Origin of the sequence: Streptomyces sp. NBC_01217 (genome assembly GCF_035994185.1) — a bacterium.
Classification (GTDB): domain Bacteria; phylum Actinomycetota; class Actinomycetes; order Streptomycetales; family Streptomycetaceae; genus Streptomyces.
Genome location: NZ_CP108538.1, coordinates 706,570 through 723,694, shown reverse-complemented (window position 1 = coordinate 723,694; position 17,125 = coordinate 706,570). Strand labels below are relative to the sequence as shown.

At 69.7% G+C, this 17,125-nt stretch carries 11 protein-coding genes and 2 pseudogenes; 8 read left to right on the top strand and 5 right to left on the bottom strand.

Going from position 1 to position 17,125, the window contains the following annotated elements; genetic code table 11:
- Positions 1-180: 180 nt before the first annotated feature.
- Together OG507_RS02965 and OG507_RS02960 are read left to right on the top strand one after the other, a co-directional pair.
- Positions 181-1,290: an NAD(P)H-dependent flavin oxidoreductase gene (locus OG507_RS02965; RefSeq protein WP_327365536.1), complete on the top strand. Its 1,110-nt coding sequence runs from the start codon at positions 181-183 to the stop codon at positions 1,288-1,290.
- Entirely contained in the window at positions 1,287-2,837 is a 1,551-nt protein-coding gene (locus tag OG507_RS02960; RefSeq protein ID WP_327365535.1) for an acyl-CoA synthetase, read from the top strand. Before OG507_RS02965 ends, OG507_RS02960 begins: the two co-directional genes overlap by 4 nt.
- 46 nt (positions 2,838-2,883) lie before the next feature.
- Here OG507_RS02960 and OG507_RS02955 read toward each other — a convergent pair whose 3' ends face one another.
- Together OG507_RS02955 and OG507_RS02950 are read right to left on the bottom strand one after the other, a co-directional pair.
- Positions 2,884-3,264 (bottom strand): hypothetical protein, encoded by a 381-nt coding sequence (locus OG507_RS02955; RefSeq protein WP_327365534.1) that lies wholly within the window; start codon positions 3,262-3,264, stop codon positions 2,884-2,886.
- Positions 3,265-3,442: 178 nt separating this feature from the next.
- Positions 3,443-4,129: an alpha/beta fold hydrolase gene (locus OG507_RS02950; RefSeq protein WP_327365533.1), complete on the bottom strand. Its 687-nt coding sequence runs from the start codon at positions 4,127-4,129 to the stop codon at positions 3,443-3,445.
- 282 nt (positions 4,130-4,411) lie between these two features.
- Here OG507_RS02950 and OG507_RS02945 point away from each other — a divergent pair, with 282 nt between their 5' ends.
- On the top strand, positions 4,412-5,374 hold the full coding sequence (locus OG507_RS02945) for a helix-turn-helix transcriptional regulator (RefSeq protein ID WP_327365532.1): 963 nt from the start codon (positions 4,412-4,414) through the stop codon (positions 5,372-5,374).
- 34 nt (positions 5,375-5,408) lie between these two features.
- On the opposite strand, the gene OG507_RS02940 is transcribed toward OG507_RS02945, so the two are convergent.
- Positions 5,409-5,582: a hypothetical protein gene (locus OG507_RS02940; RefSeq protein WP_327365531.1), complete on the bottom strand. Its 174-nt coding sequence runs from the start codon at positions 5,580-5,582 to the stop codon at positions 5,409-5,411.
- A gap of 191 nt (positions 5,583-5,773) precedes the next feature.
- Here OG507_RS02940 and OG507_RS02935 point away from each other — a divergent pair, with 191 nt between their 5' ends.
- Both OG507_RS02935 and OG507_RS02930 read left to right on the top strand, forming a co-directional pair.
- Entirely contained in the window at positions 5,774-6,172 is a 399-nt protein-coding gene (locus tag OG507_RS02935; RefSeq protein WP_327365530.1) for a VOC family protein, read from the top strand.
- A 308-nt stretch (positions 6,173-6,480) separates the two neighbouring features.
- The gene (locus tag OG507_RS02930; RefSeq protein WP_442811087.1) at positions 6,481-7,773 is read left to right on the top strand and encodes an MFS transporter; all 1,293 of its coding nucleotides are present in this window, start codon (positions 6,481-6,483) and stop codon (positions 7,771-7,773) included.
- 14 nt (positions 7,774-7,787) lie between these two features.
- On the opposite strand, the pseudogene OG507_RS02925 reads toward OG507_RS02930, so the two are convergent.
- Positions 7,788-8,507 (bottom strand): annotated as a pseudogene (locus tag OG507_RS02925) (penicillin acylase family protein); the annotation flags it as partial.
- On the opposite strand from OG507_RS02925, the pseudogene OG507_RS02920 reads away from it, so the two are divergent.
- Positions 8,496-9,149: pseudogene (locus tag OG507_RS02920) on the top strand (AMP-binding enzyme); the annotation flags it as partial. The pseudogenes OG507_RS02925 and OG507_RS02920 overlap by 12 nt on opposite strands.
- 53 nt (positions 9,150-9,202) lie before the next feature.
- Here the strand turns inward: OG507_RS02920 and paaK are convergent.
- Entirely contained in the window at positions 9,203-10,492 is a 1,290-nt protein-coding gene (gene paaK, locus OG507_RS02915; RefSeq protein ID WP_327365528.1) for a phenylacetate--CoA ligase PaaK, read from the bottom strand.
- Between the two features lie 179 nt (positions 10,493-10,671).
- On the opposite strand from paaK, the gene OG507_RS02910 reads away from it, so the two are divergent.
- The gene (locus OG507_RS02910; RefSeq protein ID WP_327365527.1) at positions 10,672-12,195 is read left to right on the top strand and encodes an alpha/beta fold hydrolase; all 1,524 of its coding nucleotides are present in this window, start codon (positions 10,672-10,674) and stop codon (positions 12,193-12,195) included.
- A 737-nt stretch (positions 12,196-12,932) separates the two neighbouring features.
- Positions 12,933-17,069 carry a carboxypeptidase regulatory-like domain-containing protein gene (locus OG507_RS02905; RefSeq protein ID WP_442811086.1) on the top strand — a complete coding sequence of 1,379 codons (4,137 nt, stop codon included), beginning with the start codon at positions 12,933-12,935 and terminating at the stop codon, positions 17,067-17,069.
- Positions 17,070-17,125: the final 56 nt, after the last annotated feature.

The following is a 17,125-nucleotide window of genomic DNA, read 5'->3' as shown; positions in this document are numbered from 1 at the left end:
GGAACCCCTTCCTGCTGCGCGAAAGTAACTTTCGAAATTTCGTCCGATGATGAAACTTCCTGCCGAAGCAGAGATTACTGTCACCACTGCCGTCGCGGAGGCCCCCTACGTCACAAAGAATCTGACACTGCATCAGAAAATCTCTTCCCTCGGATGTCCGGCTGCGGCATCCTGCGCCCCATGGAGACGGAGCTGAGCAAGAAACTGGGAGTCGAGCACGCCATCTTCGGCTTCACGCCGTTCCCCGCGGTGGCCGCGGCGATCACCCGGGCCGGCGGATTCGGCGTACTCGGCGCGGTCCGCTACACCGCCCCCGACGACCTCGCGCGCGACCTCGACTGGGTGCAGGAGCACACCGACGGCAAGCCGTACGGCCTCGACGTCGTCATGCCCGCGAAGAAGGTGGAGGGGGTGACCGAGGCCGACGTCGAGGCGATGATCCCGGCCGGACACCGCCGGTTCGTCCAGGACACCCTTGCCAAGCACGGCGTGCCGGAACTCGCCGAGGGCGAGGCGTCCGGCTGGCGCATCACCGGATGGATGGAGGAAGTCGCCCGCAACCAGCTCGACGTCGCCTTCGACTACCCCATCGGGCTTCTGGCCAACGCCCTGGGCTCACCGCCTGCCGATGTCGTGCAGCGCGCCCACGACCAGGACGTCCTTGTCGCCGCGCTCGCCGGAAGCGCCAGACACGCCCGCCACCACGCGGACTCGGGCATCGACATCGTCGTCGCACAGGGGTACGAGGCGGGCGGTCACACCGGTGAGATCGCCTCCATGGTCCTGGTCCCGGACGTGGTCGACGCCGTGGGCCCGCTCCCCGTACTCGCCGCGGGCGGCATCGGCAGCGGGGAGCAGATCGCCGCCGGACTCGCCCTCGGCGCTCAGGGTGTCTGGCTCGGCTCCCTCTGGCTGACCACGGAAGAGGCCGACCTGCACTCCCGCACGCTGACCCGCAAACTCCTTGCCGCAGGCTCCGGCGACACCGTCCGCTCCCGCGCCCTCACCGGCAAACCCGCACGCCAGCTCCGTACCGAATGGACCGACGCCTGGGACGATCCGGCGGGCCCCGGCACCCTGCCCATGCCGCTCCAGGGGCTGCTGGTGGCCGAGGCCGTCTCCCGTATCCAGAAGTACGAGACGGGCGCACTGCTCGGCACTCCCGTCGGCCAGATCGTCGGCCGGATGAACAGCGAACGCAGCGTGCAGGCAGTCTTCGACGATCTGACCCGTGGCTTCGAACGCGCCGTGGACCGGATCAACCGCATCGCCGGACGGAGCGCCTCATGAACCGGCCGCCGAACGGGTTCTGGGCCCAGGCCACAGCCGACCCCGACCGTACGGTCCTTGTGGCGCCCGACGGGGAGACCTGGACGGCGGGCCGGCTGCACGCCGCGGCCAACCGCCTGGTCCACGGACTGCGCGCCGCCGGGCTCCGGCGGGGCGACGCCTTCGCGGTCGTCCTGCCCAACGGTGCGGAGTTCTTCACCGCCTACCTCGCCGCCTCCCAGGCGGGCCTGTATCTCGTCCCCGTCAACCACCACTTCGTCGGCCCGGAGATCGCCTGGATCGTCTCCGACTCCGGCGCCAAGGTGCTGATCGCCCACGAGCGGTTCGCCCGGGCGGTGGCCGCGGCCGCGGACGAGGCGAAGCTCCCGGCGACCCACCGCTATGCGGTGGGTACGGTCGACGGCTTCCGCCCGTACGCCGAACTGCTCGACGGACAGCCCGACACGCCACCCGGATCCCGCACCCTCGGCTGGGTCATGAACTACACCTCGGGCACCACCGGCCGCCCGCGCGGCATCCGCCGTCCGCTCCCCGGAAAGCTCCCCGAGGAGAGCCACCTCGGCGGATTCCTCGGCATCTTCGGCATCAAACCCTTCGACGGCAACGTCCATCTGGTCTGCTCGCCGCTCTACCACACGGCCGTCCTCCAGTTCGCGGGCGCCTCCCTGCACATCGGGCACCCGCTGGTCCTGATGGACAAGTGGACGCCCGAGGAGATGCTGCGGCTCATGGACACCCATCGCTGCACCCACACCCACATGGTCCCCACCCAGTTCCACCGCCTCCTCGCCCTCCCCGACGAGGTGAAGCGGGGATACGACGTCACCGCCATGCGCCACGCGATCCACGGCGCGGCCCCCTGCCCCGACCACGTCAAGCGCGCCATGATCGACTGGTGGGGGCGGTCCGTCGAGGAGTACTACGCGGCCAGCGAGGGCGGCGGCGCCTTCGCCACCGCCGAGGACTGGCTGAAGAAACCGGGCACGGTCGGCCGCGCCTGGCCCATCAGCGAACTCGCCGTCTTCGACGACGACGGCAACCGCCTGCCACCCGGCGAACTCGGCACCGTCTACATGAAGATGAACACCGGCGGCTTCAGCTACCACAAGGACGAGACCAAGACGAAGAAGAGCCGCATCGGAGACTTCTTCACCGTCGGCGACCTCGGCATCCTCGACGAGGACGGCTACCTCTTCCTCCGCGACCGCAAGATCGACATGATCATCTCCGGCGGCGTCAACATCTACCCCGCCGAGATCGAGAGCGCCCTCCTTAGCCACCCCGCGGTCGCCGACGCCGCGGTCTTCGGCATCCCGCACCCCGACTGGGGCGAGGAGGTCAAGGCGGCCGTCGAACCCGCCGGCGGACACGAGGCGGGAGACACACTGGCCGCCGACATCCTGCGCCACTGCGAACACCACCTGGCCGCGTACAAACGCCCCAGGAGCATCGACTTCATCGCGGCAATGCCCCGCGACCCCAACGGCAAGCTGTACAAACGGCGACTGCGCGACCCGTACTGGGAAGGCCACCAACGGCCACTGTGAACCACAATCCCCCCGATACTCGCCGTCCGCCGCCCGCCCTGGCGGTCTACTCGGCCATTTTCTCGGGAGACAGACGAGTGATCTTCTTTCCCGCTTCGGTCTCGACCAGGGTCAACGCGCCGACCCAGTCCCCGTCTTCGGGATACTCCCAGGCGGCCGCGTCTTCGAGAACTGCCGGAAGCTGATGACGAGGCACTAGCTCACCCGGCTGGAAGCCGTTCTCCTCGGAGGGAGAGGCCCACGGCGCGATTCGGCGGACCTCGATCCACCCACGATCGATGAGAGCGAGCAGGATTTCCGCCAGCTCGCTGACCGGGCGGGACTGGTCGAGATCGCCCCGGACACCAGGCAGGATGTCGATCTCGTAGGAATTGACCATGAAGGCCTCTTCGGACCTGGTCAATGCGTCCCACTCCTGCTTGCTCATGGAGCGATTGTCGCAGAGCTGGGGGCACGACAGGCGGCCACACCGCTGACCAGGGCAGCCCGACTCGGAGCCCTCCCCGGTCGCAGCATTGACGGACGCTCACACCGGATCAACCACCCTGCCAACGATCTCGACGCCCGACGCCCGACGCCCGACGCCCGACGCCCGACGCCCGATGTCAGGCGTCGGCAGCCGCTGAGGCCAGGAGGCGGGCCAGTTCGATCGGCTTGGTGAACATCGGCCAGTGACCTGAGTCGATGTCGACGAAGTCAAGGTGCTTGGCCTTGGCGAGTTCGGGTACGTCACCGGCGCCGATCCACTCCCGGGCCTGGGCAGGGGTGAATTCGGGACACACGAGCGCGACCGGGACGTCGAACCGTCGCTCGTCGGTCAGATGCACCAGGCCCTTGGTCACCCCTTCGGGTACGGGGATGGCAGCGGAGGCGATGCGGTCCCTGGCCCCCTCATCCAGGTCAGAGGAGTCCGGCCCCTCGAACGGGCCCCAGCCGGGGAAGGGCACGACGCCGCCCTTCGACTCGAAGAAGTCGGCGTAGGCCGTCCCGTCGACGGACGGGACGCCGCCGATGAGAGCGACTTTGGCCACCTTCTTCGGTCGCGCGTCGGCGGCCAGCCAAGCCAGGCTGCAGGCGGCGGAATGCCCAACGACCATGAGCCTTTCGGGGGTCGAGTCCACGGCCGCGAGCACCGCTGCCACCTCGTCGTCGAGCGTGGCGGACGCGGATCCGTCACCCTGACCGGGGAGCGTGAGCGGCACGGGACAGTGGCCGAGTTCCTTGAGCGCGGGCACGACGTCGTCCCATGCGGATCCGTCGAGCCACAGGCCGGCGATGAGCAGGATGTCCATGAATCTGTTCTCTTTCTCCAGTGAGGTCGGATCACGTTCGGCACGGAGCCGGTGTCCCCTTCCTCGTCGAGGACGATGCCGAGACCTTCCTTGAAGGGGAGATCTCCATTCGGGCCCGCCCGGCCCGGTGTGAGTCACCTCTGAGTCAGATCGGCGGAGCGCATGCGCCCGACGTGTGCTCCGGTGAGGTCCCGTTCGCGGAGCCGGGTCGTGCGCATCACCCTAGGACCGGTTCCGGACAATCTGCTTCCTGTTTGTCTCGTGACCACCTACTCTGCCCGTGTGCCGACCGATCCCAGCCCCACCGCACGAGTTCTGCGCGCTCTTGAGATCCTTCGGACCCGCCCCGGTGCGACTGCGGACGAGCTCGCCGCGTGTCTTGGTGTCACGGAGCGGGCCGCGCGCCGGTACGTCGCGATCCTCAGAGAGGCGGGCATCCCCGTCGAGTCGACCCGGGGTCCCTATGGCGGCTACCGGCTCGGACGCGGGACCAGGCTGCCGCCGGTCGTCTTCTCGGAGCCCGAGGCACTTGGGCTGGTCATGGCGGTGCTGGACAGCCGGCCGGCAGCCGCCGAGGCCGACGACCTCGTCGGTTCGGCCCTGGGCAAGGTCATCCGGGCACTGCCCGAGAGCATCGGCCGACAAGCAGCGGCTCTGCGAGAGCACGCCTCGGCCGTGCCCGACCGGCACTCGGCCCGTCCAGACCCCCCTACCACCAGCGCGCTCGTCACCGCCGCCGCGGCCCGACGTCGTGTGCGGATCACGTACCGGAGCGAGTCCGGCAACGAATGGGAAGCCGAGGTGGACCCCTGGGCGGTCGTCGTCCGCCATGGACGCTGGTACCTCCTGTGTCACTCCCATCGCGCGGACGCGATCCGTACCTACCGGATCGACCGAGTCGGCGCCGTACAGCAGACCGCCCACGAGTTCGAGCCGCCCGACGGCCTCGACCCGGTCGCAGCAGTGGAGGAGAACCTGGGAACCGGGTGGGAGTTCCCCACCCGCGTTGTGTTCCACGCCCCACTGGCCGAGGTGGCCCCGTGGATCCGGCCTCCCATGGGACGGCTCGAACCGTCGGAGGACGGATGCGTGCTCATCGGCAGCACAAGAAATGCCGCGATGTACGCGCAGGAATGGCTGGCGAGCGTGCCGTTCGCCTTCCGCGTCGATGGCGGAGAAGAACTACGCGCCGCGGTCGCGACGCTCGCGGCGCGTTTCAGTGCCGCCCTGGCGGACCGACCCTGACGGCGAAATCGCAGGACTTGGTCGACTCATCGACTCATCGCCCGGAGAAGGCAGGCACCTTGGTCTCGCCGGCTGCGACGAGCAGTTCAAACGGCAGTTCCCTGTCCCCCTGGCCGATGGTGAGTGCGAGCCACCTGTCTGCCTCCGGGTGCGGCCGGAGCCGCATGCTGCCGGCCAGTCCGCAGAGCGAACTGATCGGCTCAGGCACCCACGTGCCCTCGAAACCGGCTTTCAGCGCACAGGTCTTCTCCGAGAGCCGCGCTGATGGGCTGTCCGGAGCCGACAGTAGTCATGACGGCAGGCCAAACGGCGGCTCAGACAGTCCACGAGGTGTGACGCTGATCAGTAGGGTGTGACGCTTCCTGCACCTGAGAGCGTTTCGGCCGTGACGGAGTTGCCATGCCCCCGCAGATGAAGCTCACCGCGATAAGCCTCGACTGTCCCGATCCCCGGGCGCTGGCCGCGTTCTATCGGCAGGCCACCGGGTTCGAGCTCCACCCCGAGTCGGACGGCGACTTCGCCGGCCTCGTCCGCGAGGACGGGTTCGTCATCGGCTTCCAACGGGTTGACAACTACCGGGCTCCGCAGTGGCCCAGCCAGACTGCGCCACAACAGTTCCACCTCGACTTCGCGGTCGATGACCTCGACGAAGCCGAGGCGATGCTGCTGGAGCTGGGTGCGGCCAAACCTGAGTACCAACCGGACGGTGACAGGTGGCGCGTCTTCACCGACCCGGCCGGGCACCCTTTCTGCGTGACCAGGCGTGCGCGCGTCCCATTCGTCGATCCATCCGTGTGACGGCCCGGTGGCAGACGCGGTCCGGTGCTCGCTCAGCGATGCCGCAGGGCGCCACCGGCCCGTGCCCGTGGCGCGTGGCAGCCATAAATCGAGTGGCACGCCGTCGCGCGCCCCACATACGTTGTGCGCTCGTGACCGATCAACCGGAGCGCCCACCGAGCGGCCCGCCCGCAACATCCACCGAGGCGATCGTCGCCGTACCCGGTCGGCCGGGCCCGACGGCAGGCCGTCCGCCGGAGCGATCCGGCACCGCCGAGGGACTCTTCTCCGGAACGTACGCGGCGGCCACCTTCAGCTTCGCCGCGGTGATGTTCCTGACCGGGCTGGCCGCGCTGGCCGTGGTACCCACCCTGCCCACGGCCGCACGGGACCTTGACGGGGTGTCGCTCTTCCCGCTGGTGGCGGGATGCTTCGTGGCCGCGAGTCTGCTGGGCGGGGTACTCGGTGGCCATTGGGCGGACAGTGCCGGTGCGCAGCGCCCCCTGGCTGCGGGCATGGCGCTGGCGGTGGCCACACTGCTCGCCTCGGCCGCCAGCACCTCGATCTGGCAACTGGCGGCCGGGCGCTTCCTGGACGGGCTGGCGGGCGGAATGGTCGCGGTGGCGATCAACACCGCCATCGGCCAGGCGTACCCCGATCGCCTGCGACCGCGCGTCCTGGCGCTGATGAGTGCCTGCTGGATCGTTCCGTCGCTGGTCGGTCCTCCGCTGGCGGGGCTGGTGGCCCAGTGGTGGTCCTGGCGCGCGGTGTTCCTGGGCCTGGCCGCTCTCACCCTGCTGCCCGCCCTGGCCGTGGTGGCCGTGCTGCGCGGCCGCTCCTGGCGGGCCGCGCCCGCGCCGTCGGGCGACAGGCCGTCACGCCCCGCGCTGGTGATCGCGACAGCGGTGAGCGTGGGCGCGGCGCTGGGGCAGTACGGCGCCTCGGGCTGGGACCTGCGCCACCTTCTGTTCGCCGCGGGAGGACTCGCCCTGCTGGTGGTGTTCGCGCCCCGGCTGCTGCCGCCCGGAACCTGGCGTGCCGCGCGCGGCCTGCCGGCCACGGTGCTGCTGCGCGGGCTGAGCTCGGGGGTGTTCTTCACGCTGGAGGCCCTCGTCCCGCTGATGCTGGTCACCGACCGGGATGTGGCTCCGGTCGTGACAGGCCTGGCCTTCACGGGCGCCGCCGTGGCCTGGGCGGCCTCGTCCTGGGTGCAGGGCCGCCTGCTGGAGCGCGTGCCCCGGCACCGTCTGGTCGTGGCCGGGGCACTGGTGCTGGCGGCGGCGGTCGCGATCGCCGCAGTCGGGACGCTTCCGGCGATGCCCGCGCCCCTTGCCGCATCGGCGATGGTCGTCGCGGCCATCGGCATGGGCCTGCTCGCCCCCTCGCTCACCGTGCTGTCGCTCTCCCATGCGCCGCCCGGCCGGCAGGGCTGTGCGGGCAGCGCGATGCAGACCACCCAGAACTTGGGCCAGATAACGGTTCTGGGGGTCTCATCCGCCCTCTTCAACGCCTGCCTGGGCTCAGGCGCGAGCGACTTCACCGGCTACGGCGCCGCCTTCGGGCTGCTGCTCGCGCCATGTGTCCTGGCCACCGTGCTCGCCGCCCGCACTCGAAGCCACTGACCGGTGGAATGGAACTACCGGCGCTCGTGCACCCGCACCACCCGCAGCGCGGGCGAGCGCACAATGTCCTTCTCGCAGAATCGCGACGTCACCCACCGCTCACCCGAGTACAGCTCGGTCTGATCGCTGTAGTGCGGCGAGTTCGGGTTGGAGGACTGGGAGTACGTGAGCAGGGTGCGCGCCACCGGGCACCCGGACCCGTTCCAGCCGACCGCCTGGATGTAGCTGGAGCCCGTGGACACCTCCGTGTACGCGCCGGCTGCCGAGTCCCACACCGGCTCGGTCTTGTTCCAGATGCCGAGGGACTCCGTACCGCCGCCGAGTGGGATGCGCTTCCCGTTGCGTACGACCGACTGGTACTGCCCCAGCGGTGCGTCCAGGGCGATCCCCGCCGCCCGCAGCTCGGTCACCGTGTCGGCAAGGGCCTTGGTGACGCCGGGCGCCGAGGTGTTCAGTGTGTTCGGCGTGCCGACCGGATCGGCGGGGGAGAAGGGCACCTTCCACAGCTCGGTCGACGGGAGCGCGGACGCCCTGCGCCAGAACCGGTCGAAGAGCAGCGCGCCCCGGCTGCCGGTGTCGGTCCTCCGGTCCCAGCGCCGCAGCACGTCGCACGCCGCCGACACATCGACCGCCTTGCCGTCGCTGCCGACTGTGCTGCCGCCGGGCAGCACCGCACAGGCACCAGCCAGGTCCGCGGCGCTCAGATCACCGGCCGGGGCGCGGTTCCCGTGCTGGAACGGCTGCGCGACCGGCTCCCCGCCCTCGACTTCTACAACTGCTTCGGCCAGAGCGAGATCGGCCCGCTGGCCACCGTCCTCGGACCGGGTGAGCACGAGGGCCGGATGGACTCCTGCGGCAGGCCCGTCCTCTTCGTCGAGGCCCGGGTCGTCGACGAGGACGGCAAGGAGGTCCCCGACGGCACGGCCGGTGAAGTGGTCTACCGCTCACCCCAGTTGTGCGAGGGCTACTGGGACAAGCCCGAGGAGACCGCGGAGGCCTTCCGCGACGGCTGGTTCCACTCCGGCGACCTCGCCGTGCGCGATGCGGAGGGCTTCTTCACCGCCGTCGACCGGGTGAAGGACGTCATCAACTCCGGCGGTGTCCTCGTCGCCTCCCGACAGGTCGAGGACGCCCTCTACACCCACCCCGCCGTCGCCGAGGCCGCGGTCGTCGGGCTGCCGGACGAGCGCTGGATCGAGGCCGTGACCGCCGTGGTCGTCCTGCGCGGCGAGGCGACACAGACCGAACTCATCGACCACGCTCGCGAGCGGCTCGCCCATTTCAAGGCCCCGAAGAAGGTTCTCTTCGTGGACGAGCTGCCGCGCAACGCCAGCGGCAAGATCCTCAAGCGGGAACTGCGCGACCGGTTCGCGTAGGGGGAAGCCGGCGGATCGGGGCCGCCCCGCGACCCTGATCCGCCGGACCGTTCCTAACGCCCCCCGCGCTCGTCCACGATCCGCTTGAACTTGCCGACCGACCTCTCCAGCGTCCCGGGATCGACGATCTCGACCCCGACCGACACCCCGATCCCGTCCTTGACGGCCGCCGTGATCGATTCCGCTGCGGCCGTCCGCTGCTCGGGCGTGGCCCCCGCCCGCGCCTCCGCCCGTACGGTCAGCGCGTCGAGGCGGCCCTCGCGGGTCAGCCGCAGCTGGAAGTGCGGTGCCACTGCCGGGGTGCGCAGCACGATCTCCTCGATCTGGGTCGGGAAGAGATTCACCCCTCGCAGGATCACCAGATCGTCGCTGCGCCCGGTCACCTTCTCCATCCGCCGGAACACCCGCGCCGTGCCGGGCAGCAGCCGGGTCAGGTCCCGCGTCCGGTAGCGGATGACCGGCATGGCCTCCTTGGTGAGCGAGGTGAAGACCAGTTCGCCCTCCTCACCGTCCGGCAGCACCTCGCCGGTGAACGGATCGACGATCTCCGGGTAGAAGTGGTCTTCCCAGATGTGCAGCCCGTCCTTGGTCTCCACGCACTCCTGCGCGACACCGGGCCCCATCACCTCCGAGAGGCCGTAGATGTCGACCGCGTCGATCGCGAACCGCTCCTCGATCTCGCGCCGCATCTCCTGCGTCCACGGCTCGGCGCCGAAGATCCCGACCTTCAGGGAGGTGGTCCGCGGATCGACGCCCTGCCGCTCGAACTCGTCCAGGAGCGTCAGCATGTACGACGGCGTCACCATGATGATCTCGGGCCGGAAGTCCTGGATCAGCTGGACCTGGCGGGCCGTCATGCCGCCCGAGGCGGGGATGACGGTACAGCCGAGCCGTTCCGCCCCGTAGTGCGCTCCCAGACCGCCGGTGAACAGCCCGTATCCGTACGCCACATGGACCTTGTGCCCGGGACGGCCCCCTGCGGCCCGGATCGAGCGGGCGACCACATCCGCCCAGGTGTCCAGGTCGCGCTCGGTATAACCGACGACCGTCGGACGGCCCGTCGTCCCGCTGGACGCATGGATACGCCGTACGCGGTCCTCGGGCACGGCGAACATGCCGAAGGGGTAGTTCTCCCGCAGATCCGCCTTGGTCGTGAAGGGGAAGCGGGCGAGATCGGCGAGCGTACGGCAGTCGTCCGGACGCAGCCCGGCCTTGTCGAACGCGGCCCGGTAGTGGCCGACGTTCTCGTACGCATGGTGCAGCGTGGCCCGCAGCCGCTCCAGCTGGAGTGCCTCCAGCTCGTCGCGGCTCAGTCGTTCCGCCGCGTCCAGCAGAGCCGTCATCCCGATCTCCCTCTCCCGCACAGGCGACCGATCGTTCGGTCGTTTCTTCGGTAGCAGTAATTCAGGATGTTCCGCCCCATGGCAAGAGGGACGACACAGCTCATCCGCCCCACCCCGCACGGATACGCGCACACTGAACACGGCTGCACTGTCCGGCAGGCCCTGTTTGGATGGCGTACATGCCGATTTTCCACGCATACGACGGGACCGAACTCGCTTACCGCCTTCTGGGGAAGGGCGCACCGCTGATCTGTCTGCCCGGCGGACCGATGCGGGCCGGAGCCTACCTGGGCGATCTCGGCGGACTCTCGGCCCACCGGCAGCTCGTGGTGCTCGATCTGCGCGGCACGGGGGAGTCCGCGGTGCCGGACGACCCGTCGACGTACCGCTGCGACCGGCTGGTCGACGACGTCGAAGCACTGCGCGTACACCTCGGCCTCGAAGGCATCGACCTGCTCGCACACTCCGGATCGGCCGACCTGGCCGCACTCTATGCCGCACGGCACCCGCAGCGGCTGCGTACGCTCACGCTCGTCACACCCGGCGCCCGATCCGTCGGTATCGAGGTCACCGGCCAGGACTGGCGCGAGGCCTGTGAGCTGCGCCGGGACGAACCGTGGTACGCAGCCGGGCGGGCCGCCCTGGAGGACATCCGGTCGGGGCGAGCCGCGAGTGAGGTCTGGTCCGCCGTCGAGCCGTTCACCTACGGACGATGGGACGCTCTCTCCCGGGCCCATGCCGCCACCGCCCCCGGACAGACCAACTCCGAAGCGGCGCAGGCCTATTACGAGGACGGTGTCTTCGACCCGGCCGCCACCGCCGCCGCACTCGCGGACGTGACCGCACCGGTCCTCGTCCTCGCGGGCCAGTACGACGCGGGACCGACGCCGGACCGCGCCGCCGAACTGGTCGCGCTCTTCTCGAACGCCGAGTTCGTCGTGCAGCGCGGCGCCGCGCACTACCCCTGGCTGGACGACCCGGGCGCCTTCGTCCGTACGGTCAACGCCTTCCTCGATCCGGACGTGCTGAGCGTGCACGCGGGCGGCATACGGCTCGCCCACCGGGTGTGGGGGGACATGTCGGCGTCGCCCGTCGTGCTGGTCCACGGCCGTGGCGACGACAGCAGGACCTGGACCGGGATCGCCGAACGCCTCGCCGCCGAACACCGCGTATACGCCTTCGACTTCCGTGGCCACGGCCTCAGCGACTGGCCCGGCCGCTACTCCTTCGAGCTGTTCCGGGACGATCTGCACGCCTTCCTGGAGGTCCGCAACCTGGCGGGCGCCACCGTGGTCGGACACTCCATGGGCGCCGCCGCGGCCTGTCTGCTCGCCGCGCAGGAACCCGGACTGATCGGCCGGCTCGTCCTGGAGGAGGTACCGCCGCCGTTCCCGCTCCACCCGCCGCGCGGTCCCGTCGAACGGCCCGACGAGGAGTTGGGCTTCGACTGGCCCGTGGTGCCGTCGATCAACGCCCAGCTGAACGAACCGGACCCGGCCTGGCGCGAACGGCTCGGGGAGATCACCGCCCCTACCCTCGTCATCGGCGGCGGCCCCGCAAGCCAGATCGCCCAGGACGGGCTGGTCTGGATGGCGGGGCGGATACCGCGTGGCCGCTTCGTCACCATCGATGCCGGACACCTCGTCCACACCGAGCGACCGGACGAATTCCTCGCGGAGCTGCGGTCGTTCGGACTGTCCTGAGCCTCTGCCGGGCGCGCAGTCACTCCATGCGGCGTGGCCCCTGTCCGTGGGACCGGTCCATCCACTGTGCGGTGTTTATTCACCGAGCCCTGTGGCATTCCCACCAAATCTCTGCGGATAAACCTGGTCGACCCTCCGGGTGCTGATTGATTCTGGCCCGCCAGGCGGCATTGACGAGCGGGCCCTCCGGAGAAGGAATCGAATTATTCGAGCCCTGCCCGAGCAGAAAATGGCTGCATCTATCTGGCATACACCGATGAATGTCCGAAAGTGACCGCCGGGCCGTGCCCGATTCCGGAAGAATGCTGGTCGTGGTCGCCACCCGAGAATCCGGGAGGCGGCCGACCGCCATCGACTGGCCGATTCGTGTTCTGCCTTCCTGGGCGGACGGTGGCGGCCGGTATCGGCTTGTTTCGTCCGGTGTCCGGAAATTTATTGTGGAATGCCCATTCTCCTGGCGCCGCCCTGGCGTCGTTTTTTCTCGTCTTGCTCGGAGATGGCCCCTTTGGTGCGGCGGCGAAACAAATCATTAACAGTGAAATCGTTGCGTTTGACTCGCATATACCGACCAATTGATTAACGGCGAAAACTATTCGCCGTCGACCGGAAAAGCGTGTGGTCGACCCGTGCATCACATGGGAGACACGCAATTGACTGTCACCGGCAAATCCGGACCGGCTGCCAGACGGAGAAGACCGGGGTGGAATGGGCTGACCGCCCTGGCCAGCGCCTCGGCCATCGCCGTATTGGGGCTTACCGCCCCGGCGGCGAACGCTGCCACTTCCGCCACCTCCGCCACCTCCGCCACCTCCGCCACCTCCGCCACCTCCACGACTTCCGCCACCTCCGACACCACCGCCAAACCGTCCGTCGAAGCCTCCTGTGCCGAGCCCGGCCCCGGTGAGGTGAGCTGCTTCGCGCTGCGCCGCACCGATGTGACCTCCGCCAAGGGCGTCCTGCCCAGCGACACCCCGAGCGGCTGGGGTGCCACCGCGCTCCAGAACGCCTACAACCTGCCGACCGACGGCGGCGCGGGCCAGACGATCGCCATCGTCGACGCCTACGACGATCCGACAGCCGAAGAGGACCTGGCCGTCTACCGGGCGCAGTACGGCCTGCCTGCCTGCACCACGGCCAACGGCTGCTTCAAGAAGGTCGACCAGAGGGGTGGCACCGACTACCCGGAGCCCGACAGCGGCTGGGCCGGTGAGATCTCGCTCGACCTGGACATGGTCTCGGCGGCCGCCCCGTACGCCAGCATCGTCCTGGTGGAGGCCGACTCCGCCAGCTTCGAGGACATCGGTGCCTCGGTCGACCAGGCGGTCGCCCAGGGCGCCAAGTACGTCTCCAACTCGTACGGCACCGGCTACAACAGCACCCCGGGCAGTGGCGAGGACCCCTCGGAGACCACCGAGTTCGACGCCCACTACAATCACCCGGGTGTCGCCGTGGTCGCCTCCTCGGGCGATGACGCCTACGGCGTCGCCTACCCGGCGGCCTCGCAGTACGTGACCTCCGTGGGCGGTACCGCGCTGGTTCAGGACTCCTCCGCCTCCCGCGGCTGGTCCGAGTCGGTCTGGCACAACAGCTACGGCGGTCCGGGCTCCGGCTGCTCGGTCTACGAGCCCAAGCCGGCCTGGCAGGAGAGCACCGACACCGGCTGCGACATGCGCGGGGTCGCCGATGTCTCCGCGGTCGCCGACCCGCTGACCGGTGTCTCGGTCTACCAGACCTACGGGGGCAGCGGCTGGGCCGTCTACGGCGGCACCAGCGCCTCTTCACCGATCATCGCCGGTGTCTACGCCGTGGCCGGTACGCCGACCGCCGGTACCTACCCCGCCGCGTACCCCTACGCGGCCGGCGGCAGCGGCCTGAACGACGTCGTCGACGGCGAGAACGGCTCCTGCAGCCCGTCCACGCTGTGCACGGCGGGCGAGGGCTGGGACGGCCCGACCGGCCTCGGCACCCCGAACGGCGCCGCTGCCTTCCGGAACGGCCCGCACGGTGTGCTCTCCGGCACCGTCACCGACAGCGGCACCGGTGAGCCGGTCTCCGGCGCGGAGATCTCCGTGGGCGACTCCAAGGCCAAATCCGCGGCGGACGGGAGCTACACGCTCACCCTGGCGGCCGGCACCTACGAGGTGTCGGTCAGTGCCTACGGGTACACCACCTCCACGCTGAGCGGTGTCGAGATCACCGACGGCTCCACCCTGACCAAGAGCTTCGCGCTCGCCCCGGTCCCGACCGAGACGGTCTCCGGCAAGATCACCGACGGTTCCGGGCACGGCTGGCCGCTCTACGCCAAGATCACCGTGGCCGGGGTGCCGGGCGCCCCCATAGAGACCGACCCGCTCACCGGCACCTACGCGGTGGACCTGCCGGCCGGCAAGACCTACACCCTGAAGGTCACCAGCAACTATCCCGGATACCTGGGCGCCGCCAAGGACGTCACCGTGGGCGACTCGGCGGTCTCCGCCAATGTGAGCCTGCCGGTGGACGCCTGGGCGGGAACCGCCGCCGGGTACACAGCGGTGGACGACGGCACCACCGAGCCCTTCGACTCCACCGCCTCGGCCCCCGAGGGCTGGACTGTCGACAACGCCGACGGAACCACCGGCGGCTGGCAGTTCGACGACCCGGGCAACCGGACGAACACCACCGGCGGCACGGGCGCCTTCGCCGTCGTCGACAGCGACAAGGCCGGCAGCGGCCAGACCCAGAACTCCACGCTGACCAGCCCCTCGTACGACTTCTCCGCCAAGGATCTGCCCGAACTCAGTTACCGGACCACCTACAGGTCCTTCTCCAACCAGACCGCCGAGGTCGAGGTGAGCACCGACGGCGGCACCACCTGGACCGCGGTCTCCTCGCTCGCCACCTCCGTGACCGGTTCCAAGATCACGATTCCGCTGACCGACTACGCGGGCGACCCCGACGTGAGGGTGCGGTTCCACTTCACCGGCTCGTACGGCTGGTGGTGGGAGGTCGACGATGTGTTCATCGGCGCCCGTCACGTGGCGACCGTCCCCGGCGGTCTGGTCGTCGGCCAGGTCGACGACGCCAACACCGGCGACGGCATCAGCGGGGCCACCCTGACCGGCACCGGCAGCAGCGCCGTGAGCACCACCACGGCCGCCACCCCGGACGACGCGGGCCTCGGCGACGGCTTCTACTGGGCCTTCGCACCGGTCGGCAAGCAGACGCTGACCGCCGCCAAGTCCAAGTACACCACGGCCTCCAAGGCCGTGACCTTCGCCGCAGACTCCACCGTCGAGAAGAACTTCTCCCTCAAGGCCGGGCGGCTCAAGGTCACTCCGACCTCGGTCAACTCCCCGGTGGCCTGGGGCGGTTCGGCGACCAAGACCGTCACGATCAAGAACACCGGTGGCGCCGACGCCACCGTCAAGCTGGCCGAGAAGACCGGCGGCTTCACCCCGTCCGCCTCGGGTGCGCCACTGATCAGCAAGAAGGGCAACTACTCCCCGCTGTCGGCGAAGAGTCAGGCCGGCAAGTCCGCCGGCACCACGGCCGCCCCGGCCGAGGGCGGCGACGCCTGGGAAACCGTGGCCGATCTGCCCGACACCATCGAGGACAACGCTGTCGCCGCCGACAACGGCAAGATCTACACGGCGTTCGGCTTCGACGGCTCGGGCGACATCAAGTCGCTCCACTCCTACGACGCGGAGAACGGCTGGACCCGGCTGGCCGACGCGGCGGACACCCGGGAGGCACCGGCCCACGGCTTCATCGACGGCAAGCTCTACGCCGTCGGCGGCTGGGGCGCCGGCGGCAGCCCGGACGCCAAGCTGGAGATCTACGACCCCGCCACCAACGCGTGGACGACCGGTGCTTCCTCGCCGGCCGCGCTGGCAGGATCGGGCTCCGCGGTCCTGGACGGCAAGCTGTACGCCGTGGGCGGCTGCACCGCCAACGCCTGCGGCTCCGACTCCGTGACGGTCTACGACCCGTCGGACGACTCCTGGGCCACCGCGGCAAGCTACCCCGAGGATGTCGCCTGGGAGTCCTGCGGCGCCATCAGCGGACTGCTGTACTGCTCCGGTGGTGTCACCGACGACACCGAGCTGAAGTCCGCGTACGTCTACGACCCGGCGGCAGACTCCTGGTCCGCCCTGCCGGACATGCCCAAGACCCTGTGGGGCTCCGCCTCCACCGCGGCCAACGGCCTGCTGCTGATCTCCTCCGGCATCAGCGGCAACGCACTCACCAACGCGGGCTACGCCTACGACCCGGCCGCCGGGACCTGGTCGGCCCTGCCCAACGCCGATGTCGCGACGTTCCGCGGCGGCGGCGCCCCGGGCTTCTACAAGGTCGGCGGCGCGACCGGCATCGCCAGCCCGGTGAGCACGGTCGAACTGCTCCCCGGCTACGACCAGACCGGTGATTCGGACGTCACCTGGCTGTCGCTGGGCTCCTCGCAGTTCACGATCGCCCCGGGCGGCACCGTCTCGGTCGTGGTGTCGGTGAACGCCTCGGTGGACGAGGTCACCCAGCCGGGTGCCTTCACCGCCCAGGTGGGCATCTCCACCAACACCCCGTACCAGGTGGCGCCAATCCCCGTCACCATGACCGTTGCCCCGCCGAACACCTGGGGCAAGATCACCGGGACGGTGTTCGGCAAGGCCACCGACGGAGGCACGGCACCCCTGAAGGGGGCAACCGTCCAGATCGACTCGTGGGCGAACTCATACACACTGATCACCGACAAGGACGGTCATTACGCCCTCTGGCTGGACGCCCGCAACAACCCGCTCACCGTGATCGTCGCCAAGGACGGTTACGCACCCACGGTGACCACCGTCAAGGTCGTCAAGAAGGGAACGGTGACCACCGACTTCACCCTGAAGAAGACCTAGCAGGTGCGGCGGGCCCGGTCGGGTGACGGGTCCGCCCCACGCCGGGTACCCCGGTG

Coding starts and splice junctions, on each gene's coding strand:
- OG507_RS02965 (WP_327365536.1), top strand. CDS start 181: ATGGAGACGGAGCTGAGCAAGAAACTGGGAGTCGAGCACGCCATCTTC.
- OG507_RS02960 (WP_327365535.1), top strand. CDS start 1,287: ATGAACCGGCCGCCGAACGGGTTCTGGGCCCAGGCCACAGCCGACCCC.
- OG507_RS02955 (WP_327365534.1), bottom strand. CDS start 3,264: ATGAGCAAGCAGGAGTGGGACGCATTGACCAGGTCCGAAGAGGCCTTC.
- OG507_RS02950 (WP_327365533.1), bottom strand. CDS start 4,129: ATGGACATCCTGCTCATCGCCGGCCTGTGGCTCGACGGATCCGCATGG.
- OG507_RS02935 (WP_327365530.1), top strand. CDS start 5,774: ATGCCCCCGCAGATGAAGCTCACCGCGATAAGCCTCGACTGTCCCGAT.
- OG507_RS02930 (WP_442811087.1), top strand. CDS start 6,481: ATGTTCCTGACCGGGCTGGCCGCGCTGGCCGTGGTACCCACCCTGCCC.
- paaK (WP_327365528.1), bottom strand. CDS start 10,492: ATGACGGCTCTGCTGGACGCGGCGGAACGACTGAGCCGCGACGAGCTG.
- OG507_RS02910 (WP_327365527.1), top strand. CDS start 10,672: ATGCCGATTTTCCACGCATACGACGGGACCGAACTCGCTTACCGCCTT.